The sequence below is a fragment of the Tropicibacter sp. S64 genome (assembly GCF_049803835.1).
Taxonomy (GTDB): Bacteria; Pseudomonadota; Alphaproteobacteria; order Rhodobacterales; family Rhodobacteraceae; genus Pacificoceanicola.
This window is the reverse complement of record NZ_JBNAGK010000008.1, coordinates 182189-195455: the sequence shown is the minus strand read 5'-3', so window position 1 is coordinate 195455 and position 13267 is coordinate 182189. Positions and strand designations below refer to the sequence as shown.

General features: G+C 65.3%; 11 protein-coding genes and 2 pseudogenes. 7 read left to right on the top strand and 6 right to left on the bottom strand.

From position 1 onward, the window contains the following. Nucleotides 1-19 precede the first annotated feature (19 nt). From ACP159_RS14380 to ACP159_RS14360, 5 genes and pseudogenes are all read right to left on the bottom strand, one after another. Nucleotides 20-499, bottom strand: a pseudogene (locus tag ACP159_RS14380) (IS481 family transposase); the annotation flags it as partial. Between the two features lie 188 nt (nucleotides 500-687). Continuing rightward, nucleotides 688-891: pseudogene (locus tag ACP159_RS14375) on the bottom strand (hypothetical protein); the annotation flags it as partial. A gap of 217 nt (nucleotides 892-1108) precedes the next feature. Further along, nucleotides 1109-2125, bottom strand: a complete 1017-nt coding sequence (locus ACP159_RS14370; RefSeq protein ID WP_425100425.1) for a LacI family DNA-binding transcriptional regulator — start codon at nucleotides 2123-2125, stop codon at nucleotides 1109-1111. A gap of 66 nt (nucleotides 2126-2191) precedes the next feature. After that, nucleotides 2192-3181 carry an ABC transporter permease gene (locus ACP159_RS14365; protein WP_425100424.1) on the bottom strand — a complete coding sequence of 330 codons (990 nt, stop codon included), beginning with the start codon at nucleotides 3179-3181 and terminating at the stop codon, nucleotides 2192-2194. A 10-nt stretch (nucleotides 3182-3191) separates the two neighbouring features. After that, a complete protein-coding gene (locus tag ACP159_RS14360) occupies nucleotides 3192-3932 on the bottom strand; it encodes an ATP-binding cassette domain-containing protein (protein ID WP_425100423.1) in 741 nt (246 codons plus the stop codon). Nucleotides 3933-4079: 147 nt separating this feature from the next. Here ACP159_RS14360 and ACP159_RS14355 point away from each other — a divergent pair, with 147 nt between their 5' ends. The 5 genes from ACP159_RS14355 to ACP159_RS14335 all read left to right on the top strand — a co-directional run bounded on the left by ACP159_RS14355 (nucleotide 4080) and on the right by ACP159_RS14335 (nucleotide 9830). Next, nucleotides 4080-5060, top strand: coding sequence for an NAD-dependent epimerase/dehydratase family protein (locus tag ACP159_RS14355; protein ID WP_425100422.1), 981 nt, complete (start codon nucleotides 4080-4082; stop codon nucleotides 5058-5060). 43 nt (nucleotides 5061-5103) lie between these two features. Next, on the top strand, nucleotides 5104-6096 hold the full coding sequence (locus ACP159_RS14350; protein WP_425100421.1) for a substrate-binding domain-containing protein: 993 nt from the start codon (nucleotides 5104-5106) through the stop codon (nucleotides 6094-6096). 145 nt (nucleotides 6097-6241) lie between these two features. Beyond that, nucleotides 6242-7186 carry a sugar-binding protein gene (locus tag ACP159_RS14345; RefSeq protein WP_425100420.1) on the top strand — a complete coding sequence of 315 codons (945 nt, stop codon included), beginning with the start codon at nucleotides 6242-6244 and terminating at the stop codon, nucleotides 7184-7186. 87 nt (nucleotides 7187-7273) lie between these two features. Continuing rightward, nucleotides 7274-8764, top strand: coding sequence for a sugar ABC transporter ATP-binding protein (locus tag ACP159_RS14340; protein ID WP_425100419.1), 1491 nt, complete (start codon nucleotides 7274-7276; stop codon nucleotides 8762-8764). 25 nt (nucleotides 8765-8789) lie between these two features. After that, a complete protein-coding gene (locus ACP159_RS14335; RefSeq protein WP_425100418.1) occupies nucleotides 8790-9830 on the top strand; it encodes an ABC transporter permease in 1041 nt (346 codons plus the stop codon). 111 nt (nucleotides 9831-9941) lie between these two features. Here ACP159_RS14335 and ACP159_RS14330 read toward each other — a convergent pair whose 3' ends face one another. Beyond that, entirely contained in the window at nucleotides 9942-10136 is a 195-nt protein-coding gene (locus tag ACP159_RS14330; RefSeq protein WP_425100417.1) for a heavy-metal-associated domain-containing protein, read from the bottom strand. A gap of 160 nt (nucleotides 10137-10296) precedes the next feature. Between ACP159_RS14330 and ACP159_RS14325 the strand changes: the two genes are divergently transcribed. After that, nucleotides 10297-12807 (top strand): heavy metal translocating P-type ATPase, encoded by a 2511-nt coding sequence (locus tag ACP159_RS14325; protein ID WP_425100416.1) that lies wholly within the window; start codon nucleotides 10297-10299, stop codon nucleotides 12805-12807. Nucleotides 12808-12823: 16 nt separating this feature from the next. Next, complete coding sequence (cueR, locus tag ACP159_RS14320) at nucleotides 12824-13228, top strand: Cu(I)-responsive transcriptional regulator (RefSeq protein ID WP_425100415.1); 405 nt, start codon at nucleotides 12824-12826, stop codon at nucleotides 13226-13228. Nucleotides 13229-13267: the final 39 nt, after the last annotated feature.

The window sequence follows — 13267 nt, the reverse complement described above, 5'->3', positions numbered from 1 at the left end:
TCCTGACCGCCAATTGGTGGTTCAGTCGCAGCGTGAGGTGGGTTGGATCGGCATTGAATCGTTCCGACTCTGAAGTCCAGATCTTGCAGATGTATTCGGACGACGTGAGGCCTTGCAGCGGTTTCAATCGACGTGCGTAATTGTAAGTTGAAATGCAGTCTGTGACGTGCGTTTCAAGCTAAGAATGCGTGTCGTTGCGGTCGCGCTTGACCGCCGCCTCTTTGGTTGTCCGGTTCATGCGCTCAACCTGGCTTTTCGTCCATAGGTGGTTCACCCTTGTCAGGCGGTGGTCGATTTCAATCGCGCGGCAGACGCGGTCAAAGATATGCTCCAACGCCGATACGTCCTGCTTGCGATTGGTGAACTGGATGCCGTTTTCGGTGAGAACCGTGTGGATATTGTAGGTCACTGCCGCGATGAGATTGCGCAGGAACTGGGCTGCAATCTTCTTGCCCGCCTTCTCATCCAGCACGACATAGGCAAACTTTGAGCTTCGGTCCCATCGCAGCGTCTTGAACGCTGTAGCGCTTGCGCGACTTGGCGACTGTCTTGACGTTGATGCCCAGTTCCCGGCTCAGCGCCGCGTTCGAAGTTTTCGATCGCTGTATGAGAGCCCGGGCGGCGTGCATGGTCTTGGCGCTCCCGCAAAAAATTTGTCCCATACAGCATCCTTGTGATGGTCACAGATCAGTAGTCCGTCACATGCTGGGGCCAAACATCTCGGGTCAGGATGCATAACCAGTAGATGACGAGGGCGTCGAGGGCGATGGCCGAAAGGAAGACTTGCGGGCACCACTCATATCGGGTGGCCACGCGCCTGAGGTCCTTGAGTCTTCTGAACATGATCTCGATTTGATTGCGCCGCTTGTATCGGCGTTTGTCGTAATTGACCGTCCTCCTTTGTGGATCATCGCAGACCCACCTTGGCACATCGATGCCGTGGGGGGGCGGTCACATCATCGGAGCCCTGCATGGGTCTTCCCCTTAATTCAAAGGTGGAAAATTCCAGTATGCACTGGCACGGATAACGCGGGGAAGGGCGATGGCGGAGAGGGGTTCAGGTCCCGGCGCGCGGTGCCCCCGGCCACCCGGGCCGGGAGGCGTGCGTTCAACCAGCCGGCCGGACCGATCCACGGACAACCAACGGGCATTCCGCCTTGATCTGGTGATGACCGGGGGTCAGGCCGCCGGCCATGTCTATCAGCATCTCCGCCGCCATGGCGCCCAGTTCGAAATGCGGCAGCACCAGCGTCGTCAGCGGTGGTCGCATGAACTGGGCGATTTCGCGATCGTCGAAGCCCACCACGGAGATGTCGTCGGGGATGCGCAGGCCCAGCTCCTTGAGGGCGTCGTAGCAGCCGAGCGCCATCATGTCGTTGCAGCAGAATATCCCGTCCGGCGGGTCATCCAGGGCCATCAGGTGCCGCGCGCCGTCGTAGCCCGCCGAGGGCTCCCAGTTGCCGGGAAAAACCAGCGCCGGATCGAAGGCGATGTCGGCGGTGGACAGCGCCTGGCGGTAGCCGCGCAGGCGGTCCCGGGTGGCGTCGATGCCGTCCTGGCCGGTGATGATCGCCACGCGGCGACATCCCCGTTCGATCAGGTGCGCCGTGGCGGCGCGGCCAGCAACCAGTTCTCCGGGAAGAACCGAGGGCAGCTTGTGGCGTGCGTCGTAGCAGTTCACGAGGACGGTTGGCAGGTCGTAGAACGCAGCGGGCGGCTTGACCTGGCGGGTCAGCATCGTGGCGTAGATCAACCCCAGCATGGGACGGCCGGTCAGTTGTTCGAGCACCGGGTTCTCGCGGTCGCCCTGGCCGCGCATGACGGACATCGAGACGTTGATGCCGTATTCCAGCGCCTTGGCCCGCGCCCCTTCGAAGATCAGCGGTGTCCACGGGTCGGTGGCGACCTCGTCCGCGACGAACTCGATCAGGCTTGCGGTGGCCGGGACCGCGGTTTCCTTCTGGCCGCGCCGCACCAGCGTGTATCCCAGTTCCTCGGCAGCGAGCCGCACCTTTTCGCGTGTTGCATCGCTCAGCCTCGCCCCGGCGCTGCCGTTCAGCACCAGGGATACCGTGGCTTGCGATACGCCGGCCCGCGCGGCGACATCCATCATGGTCGGTCGCAAGGGACACTCCTTTTTCGACTTGTCCCTGCCTTAGTCGAAAACCGGCAGGGAATGCCACCCTTATGCCTATCTTTGCATGTGTCTGATCCGGTCAAACGAAACGGCGACCACGATGAAGGTGCCGATGAACATGCCCTGCCAGAAGGTCGAGATGCCAAGCAGGATCAGGGAATTCCGAATCACCTCGATCAGAAGGGCTCCGACAACCGCGCCCAACGGCGAGCCTTCGCCCCCGTTCAGGTTGGCCCCGCCGATCACCGCCGCCGCGATCACGGTCAGTTCCATGGCGTTGCCCAGGTTGGTCGTCACGCTGCCCAGCCATCCGGCCATCAGGATCCCGGCGACCCCGGCGGTCAGCGAAGAGAACATGTAGATCGAGACCTTGATCGGCTTCACGGCGATGCCGGTCAGCGTCGCGGCCTGCTCGTTCGAGCCGATGGCAAACACGTATTGCCCCCAGCGCGTCCAGCGGTAGACGAACGCCATCAGCCCGGCCAGCGCGATCAGCATGTAGAGAGGATGTGGCAGACCCAGCGTTGAGCCGCCCCCGACCCATAGCAGCAGATCGTGATCCGGCCCGAAGTTGTAGATCATCTTGTTGTTGGACAGGACCATGGCTGCAGACCGGGCCGCCGACAGCATGCCCAGCGTGATGACGAAGGGCGGCATCCCGGCGTAGGCGATCAGCACGCCGTTCAGCGCACCCACGGCCATGGCCACCAGCAGGGCCGCCGGAGCGGCGATCCAGAACGGGCTTCCGCCCTCCATCAGGACGGAGATCACCATCGCCGAGAGCACCACGACCGACCCGACCGACAGGTCGATCCCGCCGGAGGCAATGACGGTGGTCATGCCGATGGCGATGATCCCGACGAAGGCAAAGTTGCGGGTGACGTTGAACAGGTTGCGCTCGGTGGCGAAGGCGTCGGTGGACAGGGACAGGGCGACGCAAGCGATCACGGCAGCGACGAAGACCCAGAAGACCTGGTGACTGCGCAGGCGCGACAGGGTGCTGCGGTGCTGGGACTGGCCGATGGCCTGTTGCAATGACGACATCGTGGTCTCCTCAGGCGTATTCGATGGCGCCGGTGATCAGGCCGGTCACTTCTTCGGGGGAACTCTGGCTCGCGGGCTTGCTGGCAACAAGCGAGCCGCGCCGCAAGACGGCAATGCTGTCGGACACGGCAAAGACGTCGGGCATCCGGTGGCTGATCAGGATCACGCTGATGCCCTGGTCGCGCAACTGGCGAATCAGGTCGAGGACTTCGGCAACCTGCCGGACGGAGATTGCGGCGGTCGGCTCGTCCAGCAGCACGATGCGCGGATGCGACAACAGCGTGCGGGCGATCGCCACGGCCTGACGCTGGCCACCTGACATGCGCCGCACCAGGTCGCGCGGGCGCGTCTCGGACTTCAGGCGCTCGAACAGCGTGGCGGCGACGCGGTTCATCTCGCCGTAGTTGATGACCTTCAGCGGCCCCATCCGGCGCGTCGGTTCGCGGCCGAGAAAGACGTTGGAGGCCGCCGTCAGGTGATCGCAGAGCGCGAGATCCTGGTAGACAACTTCGATTCCCACCCGCCGGGCATCGAGAGGTTTGCCGAAATCGACCACCTGGTCGTCCAGCCGAATCTCTCCCGAGGTGGGGCGAAAGTTGCCGGCGATGATCTTTACCAGCGTCGACTTGCCCGCGCCGTTGTCGCCCATCAGGCCCATGACCTCACCGGGCCGGATCTCCAGCGATATGTCGTCCAGAGCCCGTATCGCTCCGAAATGTCGGGATATTCCGGTCAGTTTCAACCGAGACATCGTTCTCCTCCCTCGCCGGATTTTTCCGGTCCTTGGTGCTGACGCCATGGCGCCAGGATGTTGCTTATAGGATTAGCACCTTGACGTGATAATATTAGTAATGCCTATTATTGGCCCAAGTGCAACATGATGCAGTCAGGGTAGGCGATGCGGTTTCTGCTGACAGGCGTAACGGGAAAGGTGGGCGCCAGCCTGCTGCCCGCTTTGCTGGCGGAGCCGCGGCTCGCCGGGGCCAGTGTCACGGCGCTGTGCAACAACCGCGTCATCCCGGAAACGGATCGGGTCACGGTCGTGCGGGGATCGCTGGCCGACCCCGGCGTGCTGGGCCGGGCCATGGCCGGTGTCACCCATGTCGTGCACATGGCCGCCGTCAAGGAATCGCCCGATCTTTTCATCGACGTGGCGATTCGCGGCATGTTTCACCTTCTGGAAGCGGCGCGCCTGTCGGATACCGTGCGGCAGGTCGTCCTGATCGGCGGCGATTGCGCGGTCGGCCACGCCTTCCAACCGTTTGACGGGCCGGTGACCGAGGCCGCCCCGCGCAAGGCCTATCCCGGCGTCTACGCGCTGACGAAGGTGATCGAAGAGGTGATGCTGGAGACCTACCAGCACCAATACGGGCTGAACGGCTGTATCCTGCGGGCGCCATGGATCATGGAAAAGGACGACTTCCGTTTCGCCATGACCTTTGGGCCGGAACAGTTCGGCGGGCCGGATTGGGCGCAGTATCTCGACCCCGAGCAAATCGCCCGGGCGCAGGCGGAGAACCTGGTGCCGCTCGTGCTCGACCGCGACGGCCAGCCGTTGAAACGCAACTTCGTGCATGTCGACGATCTCGTCGCCGCGATTCTCGCCGCGATCGACAATCCGGCGGCCGAGCGGCAGCTGTTCAACATCGCGATGACACAGCCGGTCTGTTACGGCGCCATGGCCGCCTACCTGCACCGCACACGCGGCCTGGAGGCGATCCGGGTGCCCACGGACATGATCGGCAATTTGCTGGACAACGCCCATGCGCGTCAGCGCCTGGGCTGGTCCCCGACCGTGGGGCTGGAGGACTTGATCGAACGAGCGTGGCGCCATGAACGCCCCGCCAATGAGCCAAGGAAGGTCTGGTACCCGGGCTGACCGGGCCGGACGACACGTTCACATCCAATGGGAGGACTGCACAGTGAACAGGAAATTGGGACTTCTGGCGACGGCGGCCATGGTGGCCGGGCTGGCCAGCATGGCGCAGGCGCAGGACAAGAAGACGCTTGCCATCGTGGTCAAGGGGCTCGACAATCCCTTCTTCGAACAGATCAACCTGGGCTGTCAGGAGTGGGCAAAGAACAACCCCGACAGCGAGTACGAGTGCCTGTATACCGGTCCGGCGTCTTCGGCGGACGAGGCGGGCGAGGTGCAGATTGTCGATGACCTGCTGACGCGCGGCGTGGCGGCCATCGCCATCTCGCCATCGAACGCTCCGGCGATGGCGAACCGCGTGCGTGCCATCGCGCCCAGCGTGCCGGTGATGACGGTCGATGCGGACTTCCTCGAACAGGACCGCGACATCCGGGCCACCTATCTCGGCACCGACAACTACCTGATGGGCGTCAAGATGGCCGAGGAGGCCATGAAGCTGAAGGCCGAGGGCGGTTCGGTCTGTCTGCAGCTGGGCAACGTGGCAGCGGACAACATCAACGCCCGGGCGCAGGGCTTCCGCGACACGGCGGGCGGCGAGAAGGGCATCGACCGGCTCAGTGGCCAGAACGGCTGGACCGAGATCGAGGGCTGCCCGGTCTTCACCAACGACCAGGCCGATCTCGCGAACCAGCAGATGTCGGATGTCTTCATCGCCAATCCCGACCTTGATGCCTTCATCCTGATTGGCGGCTGGGCGCAGTTCGCGCCGCAGGCGTACACGCAGGTGACGGATCAGGTGATGGACAAGCTGAAGTCGAAAGAGCTGATCATCATTGCCGGTGACACCCTGCCGCCGCAGACCAAGGCGTTCCGGGAGGGTCGCAGCCATGCGCAGGTCGGCCAGCGGCCGTTCGAGATGGGCCTCAGGTCGCCGGACGTGATGATCCAGCTGATCAACGGGGAAACGGTCGAGGACCCGCTGTTCACCGGGCTGGACGTCTGCAACCAGGACGATCCGGGCTTCTGCAAGGATAACTGACCCGCCAATGCGGCCCGCGCGCGTTCGCGGGCCGCACGTGACCCGACATGCCGGTCGACCGCCTGCCGCAGTCCATGCGGAGGACAGGCGACCTGTGCCTGACGCCCGCAGAGGCGGGCCACCATTGAAAGATCTGGGAGGAACGATGAACAAAGCACTGACCCTGGCCGTCGCGACGGCCTCCCTGATTGCGACCGGAGCGGTCGCGCAGGAAAAACCGAAACTGGCCTTCGTGGTGAATGCCGCGTCGGACTTCTGGAAACTCGCCGAGGCGGGCGTGAAGGCCGCGCAGGCCGAGTTGCCGGGTTACGAGTTGCAGTTCCGCTACCCGGCGCAGGGCACGGCGGCGTTGCAGAACGCGCTGATGGATGACCTCGTGGCCGCCGGCACCGACGCCATCATGATCTCGTCGGTGGACCCGAAGACCTCGATCGACGCGTTCAACCGCGTCGCCGCGCAGGTGCCGCTGTTCACCACGGATTCCGATGCGCCGGACAGCGACCGCATCGCCTATCTCGGCTCGTCCAACACCGATGCCGGGGTGCAGGCGGGGGAGATCGCCGTGGCGGCCATGCCGGACGGCGGCAAGTGCATGGGCTTCGTCGGCTTCCTCGGCGCGGACAACGCGGTGGAACGCATCGCGGGCTTCCGCCAGGCGGTTGAAGGCTCGGGGATCGAACTGGTCGACGTGCGCGGCGACGACGTGGACTTTGCCCGCGCCCGCTCGAATGTCGACGACGTTCTGGCCGCCGATCCGGATATCACCTGCATGGTCGGCTTCTACAGCTACAACCCGCCCAAGATCTACGAATCTCTGCAGGCCAATGGCAAGCTGGGCGCGATCACGGTCATCGCCTTCGACGAGGATCCGGTGACGCTGGGCGCGGTGCGCGAAGGCTCCTTTGCCGGGACCGTCGTGCAGGATCCCTACCAGTGGGGCTACCAGGGCATGCACCTGATGGCCGATTACCTGGAGGGTGACATGAGCGGTGTTCCCGAAAACGGCCTGATCATCGTGCCGACAAAGAAGATCGACAAGGACAATGTCGATACCTTCGAGGCGGAACTGAAGGCACGGATCAACGGCTGACCGACAAGCGGTTACCTCCCGCTTGCAAGGACTGCGGGCCTGACCTCCTCATCTTGGGTCCGCAGTCCGACCGGCAAAGGAATACATATGGCGCAGCCCATCACCCTGGCCTTGTCCGGCATCACCAAGGTCTATCCCGGCGCCGTGGCGCTGAACGGTGTTTCGCTTGAGGTCACCGGCGGCGAGATCGTCGGGCTGATCGGCGAGAACGGCGCGGGCAAGTCGACCCTCATGAAGGTGCTCGGCGGCACGGTCCGTCCGGATGGCGGGCGGATCACGGTCGACGGAGAGGCGCACGACGGGCTGACACCGCGCGCGGCGCAGGCGTCCGGCATCGCGCTGGTGCATCAGGAACTGAACACCTTTTCCAACCTCGACGTGGCCGGGAACATCCTGTTGGGCCGCGAGCCGCGTCGCGGATTGTTTCGGCTGATGGATCGCGCTGCGATGGCGCGTGAGGTGCAGCCGTACCTCGACATGCTGGGTGCGCGGTTCCGACCCGGCGACAGCGCCGCCGATCTGTCGCTCGCCGACCAGCAATTGCTGGAGATCGCCCGCGCCCTCTCGATGCGGGCACGGCTCGTGGTGCTCGACGAGCCGACATCCAGCCTGACGCTTTCGGAAACCGAGCGGTTGATCGCCGTCATGCGCGATCTGCGGGCGCAGGGCGTGGCGGTCCTGTTCATCACCCATCGACTGGACGAGATCCGGCAGGTCTGCGACCGGGTTGTCGTGCTGCGCGACGGCAACAACGCCGGCGCCCTGAACAAAGCCGAAATCACCCGCGACCGGATGGTCGAAATGATGGTCGGCCGCAGGATCGGACGCCATGCGGGCCACCGGACACATGCGGCGGGCAGACCGGTTCTGGAGATCGAGGCGCTGCGCACGCGGGCCTATCCCCATGCGCCGGTTTCGCTGTCCGTCAAGTCGGGCGAAATTCTAGGGTTGGCGGGACTGGTGGGTGCGGGTCGTTCGGAACTGGCCCGGACGGTCTTCGGGATCGACGCGAAACTTGGCGGAACGATCCGGCTCGATGGCATGCCGCTTCGCGACGGCGTGGCGGCGGCCATCGCGTCCGGTGTCTGTCTGGTGCCCGAGAACCGCAAGGAAGAGGGGCTAATTCTCGATTTCCCCGTGGTCGAGAATGTCTCGCTGCCGAACCTTGCCGGCCTGAGCAGGCGCGGCCTTGTCGACCGGCGGGCCGAGGCTGCGATGGGGGACACCGCCCGCGCACGGCTGGGGATCAAGACCGCCAGCCTGCAGACCGCGGTGGGCGCCCTGTCCGGCGGCAACCAGCAGAAGGTCGTACTGGCGAAATGGCTTGCGATGAACCCGCGCGTCATCATCCTCGACGAGCCGACGCGCGGCATCGACGTGGGCGCCAAGGGCGAGGTCTATGCGCTGATGCGCGCGCTGGCCGGGCAGGGGGTCGCGATCCTGATGATCTCCAGCGACATGGAAGAGGTGATCGGCGTCTCGGACCGCGTGGCGGTGATGCGCGAAGGGGGCGTGACCGGCATCCTGCCGCAGGATGCCCTCAGCGAGCAGGCCATTCTCGGCCTGGCGGTTTCATAGGATCCCAGCGGAAGGAAACAAAGACGTGCAGAAGAAGGATATCGGCCTCGCGGTTCTCGTTCTGGCCGTGGCCGCGGTGGTCGCGGCCATCAACCCAAGGTTCCTGTCGCCGATCAACCTGGCCAACACCGCGAACCTGATCGGTTTGTTCGGGCTATTCTCCATCGCCGAGGCCTTCGTCATCGTGACGGCCGGGATCGAGCTCTCCGTCGGATCGGTCATTGCGCTGCTGGGCGTGTTGTTCGTCGACATGGTGGTCGTTCAGGGTGTGCCCTGGCCGATCGCATTGGTGATCGTGCTTTGTCTCGCCGCCGTGATCGGTGTGCTCCATGGGCTTCTGATCACCCGGCTGCGCCTGCAACCCTTTGTCGTCACGCTCTGCGGCCTGCTGATCTATCGCGGCATCGCGCGGTTCTACACCGCCGACGGCACCGCCGGGTTTTCCTTTGGCGCGAATTATCCCAGTCTCGAATGGGTCTTTTCCGGACGGACGTCGGGCGTGCCGCATTCCATCGTTGCCTTCGGCCTTGTCGCGGTGGTGTCATGGTTCGTGCTGCACCGGTCCGTCTTTGGTCGTCACCTTCTGGCGGTGGGCAAGAACGAGGAGGCGGCGCGGTTCTCCGGGATCAACACCACACGGGTCATCATCACCGCCTATGTGATCTGCGCCATGCTGACCGGGCTGTCGGCGGTGTTCTTCGCCATGTACACGCGATCCATCCATCCGGCCTCTCATGGCAGTTTCTATGAACTCTATGCCATCGCGGCGGCGGTTCTGGGTGGTTTCTCTCTGCGCGGCGGCGAGGGGTCCATCGTCGGGGTGGTTCTGGGGGTGGTTCTGTTGCAGGTGCTGCAGAACCTTGTGAACCTGCTCGGTATTCCGTCCTCGCTGAACTTTGCCGTCATGGGCGGAGTCATTCTGCTGGGGGCCATCGCCGACACGCAATTCGCCCGCTACCGCGCGGCACGACAACAGGCGGCGGCTTTCGCTGCGCTGGAGGGCAAGGCAGTCCCGGAGGCGACGCCCGCTGAACCGTCACCAGGGCGTGTACCCGGGGCGCATTGACCGGCCGCGACGCGGCACCGGGAAGGCCAGGTCCCCGAAGAGTCGGTGACGGGCCGGCCGCGCGCCCGGCAGGCCCGTGCCCCTATGCCAAGCTGACGCCCCCTTACGCTCTCACGCGGCAGTTGCTTCGTAGCCGGCGCTCCTGATGGCGTCGGACAACAGGTCGGCGCTCAGGGCGCTGTCGATGTGCACCGTATGCGTCCCCAGATCGCAGGTCACCCGCGCCGCCGGGTCCGCCGCCTTGACGGATTTCTCGATGGCCGACGTGCAGTGGCCGCAGCTCATGTCAGGTACTTTGAAGTCCATGGTCACACCTTTCCGGGTCTTGACTGCCCGCGAGATAGAGGTTCCAGCAGGGGGAAGGTCAAGGGTCGGCCCGGCTCACGGGAAACTTTTTCAAAACCCTTGACCCTCCAGTGACTGGAACCCCTATATCCCCGTCAACACCGAGCCGAAGGAGACCGCCATGTCCGCCCCGATTCCCCTGACCCTGTCCGTCGAAGGCATGTCCTGCGCCTCCTGCGTAGGCCGCGTCGACCGTGGCCTGTCGGCGCTGGACGGCGTCGAAGACGTTGCCGTCAACCTTGCGTCGGAAAGTGCACGGATGACCCTGGACTCGCCGGATCGGGCAAACGCCGTGGTTGCCGCGCTGCGCGAGCTTGGTTATCCGGCGCGGACCGGGCGCGTGACGCTGAACATCGAGTCCATGTCCTGCGCATCCTGTGTCGGGCGGGTCGACAAGGCACTGGCGGCGGTGCCCGGCGTGCTGGAGGTCAATGTCAACCTCGCGTCGGAGACCGCCACCGTGGCCTTTGCGGAAGGGGCGGTGACACCGGCAGACCTGGTGTCAGCCAGCACGCAGGCGGGGTATCCCGCGCGGCTGTCCGGACCAGCCGACACCGAGGACCGCAGCACCCGCAAGGCCAACGAGGCGCGCGATCTGTCGCGTCGCATGGCTTTTGCCGCCGCGCTGGCCCTGCCGGTGTTCGTCGTGGAGATGGGCGGACACGCCTTTCCCGCCTTTCACCACTGGATCAATGCCACAATCGGTCAGCAGACCAGCTGGGTGCTGCAGTTCATCCTGACCTCCATCGTTCTTATCGGGCCGGGGCAGATGTTCTATCGCAAGGGTATCCCCGCGCTGCTCAAGGGGGCGCCGGACATGAACAGTCTCGTCGCTGTCGGCACCGGCGCGGCGTATCTCTATTCGGTCGTGGCAACCTTCCTGCCGGGTCTGCTCCCGGACGACCTGCGCGCAGTCTATTTCGAGGCCGCGGCGGTGATCGTCGTGCTGATCCTGCTCGGCCGGTTCCTCGAAGCGCGGGCGAAGGGGCGGACGGGGGCCGCCATCGAGTCGCTGCTCGGCCTGCAGGTCAGGACTGCCCATGTGCTGCGGGGCGGCGAGACCGTCGAAGTCCCGGTCGAAAATCTGGTGCAGGGAGACATCGTGCTTGTCCGTCCGGGTGAACGCATCGCGGTCGATGGCGAGGTGACGGAAGGCTCCAGCCGGGTCGATGAAAGCATGCTGACCGGCGAGCCGATCCCCGCCGCGAAGGCTTTGGGCGACGCCGTGACCGGCGGTACGGTCAACGGAACCGGCAGCCTGCAGATCCGGGCAAGCCGCGTCGGGCAGGACACCACGCTGGCGCAGATCATCCGAATGGTCGAAGAGGCGCAGGGGGCCAAGCTGCCGATTCAGGGCCTCGTCGACCGCATCACCTTGTGGTTTGTCCCCGCGGTGATGAGCTTTGCCGTGCTGACGGTGCTGGTCTGGCTGGTCGTCGGGCCGCAGCCTGCGCTGACCATGGCGCTGGTGGCCGGGGTGTCCGTGCTGATCATCGCCTGTCCCTGCGCCATGGGCCTCGCGACGCCGACCTCGATCATGGTGGGCACCGGGCGTGCCGCCGAACTCGGGGTGTTGTTCCGCAAAGGCGATGCGCTTCAGGCGCTGGACGGCGTGCAGGTTGTCGCGCTCGACAAGACCGGCACCGTGACCGAGGGGCGCCCCGAACTGACCGATCTGGAGCTGGCACCGGGCTTCGACCGCGCAACCGTCCTGCCGATGATCGCCGCCGTCGAGGCCCGGTCCGAGCATCCGGTGGCGGAAGCTATTGTCCGTGCGGCCCGTGCGGAGGCGGCGGTGCTGCCGGCGATTGCCGGGTTCACCTCCGTCACCGGCTATGGTGTGCGGGCCGAGGTGGACGGGACCGACGTGCTGATCGGCGCTGACCGCTACATGACTCAGGAAGGCGTGAATGTGTCCAGCCTCGCGGATCGCGAGGCCGATCTCGCCAACCGGGGCCGTACCGCGCTGTATGCCGCCATCGGCGGGCGGGTCGCGGCGGTCATCGGCGTCGCCGATCCGGTCAAACCTGCCAGCAAGGCCGCGATTGCCGCCCTGCGTGCCAAGGGGCTGACCGTCGCGATGATCACCGGCGACAAGCAGGCCACCGCCGAGGTCATCGCCCGCGAGACCGGAATCGACCACGTTGTCGCGGGCGTCCTGCCGGATGGCAAGGTCGCGGCGCTCGACGCGCTGCGCTCGGACGGAAAGTCCGTGGCTTTCGTCGGGGACGGGATCAACGATGCGCCGGCGCTGGCCCATGCGGATGTGGGGATTGCCATTGGCACGGGCACCGATGTGGCCATCGAATCCGCCGACGTGGTGCTGATGTCGGGCGACCTGCGCGGGGTGGTGAATGCCTTCGAGGTCTCCACCCGCACGATGCGCAACATCCGCGAAAACCTGTTCTGGGCCTTCGCCTACAACACCGCGCTGATCCCTGTGGCGGCGGGGGCGCTCTACCCGATCTGGGGCGTGCTGCTGTCGCCGATGCTGGCGGCCGGGGCCATGGCGCTGTCGTCGGTCTTCGTGCTGACCAACGCCCTGCGTCTGCGGCGGATCGCACCGGCGCTGCCCGAACAAGCGGGCCGGAGGGGTCCGCATGCCGACCCTGTCGCCACCCCGGCCGAATGAAGCAAAGGAGATTGCCATGAACATCGGAGACGTGGCCCGCCTGTCCGGGTTGCCGCCCAAGACGATCCGGTATTACGAGGACATCGACCTCGTGCGCCCGCTGCGCAGCGAGAACGGCTATCGCAGTTTCCGCCAGCAGGACGTGCACAAGCTGGCCTTTCTCGGGCGGGCGCGGGCGTTGGGGTTCACCATCGAAAACTGCCGGACCCTGCTGGCGCTCTACGAGGACGAGAACCGGGAGAGCATGCAGGTCAAGGCGGTGGCCGAAGAGCATCTGCGGCAGATCGACGACAAGATCGCCCAGCTGCAATCCATGCGGGCGACGCTGGATCAACTGGTCCATGCCTGCGCCGGGGATCACCGTCCGGACTGCCCGATCCTGCAGGACCTGGCGCGAGAAACCCCGGACGCGGAGGCCTGACGCGCGGTACGGAATCCAGGTCCGGGGCGCTTGGGGGCC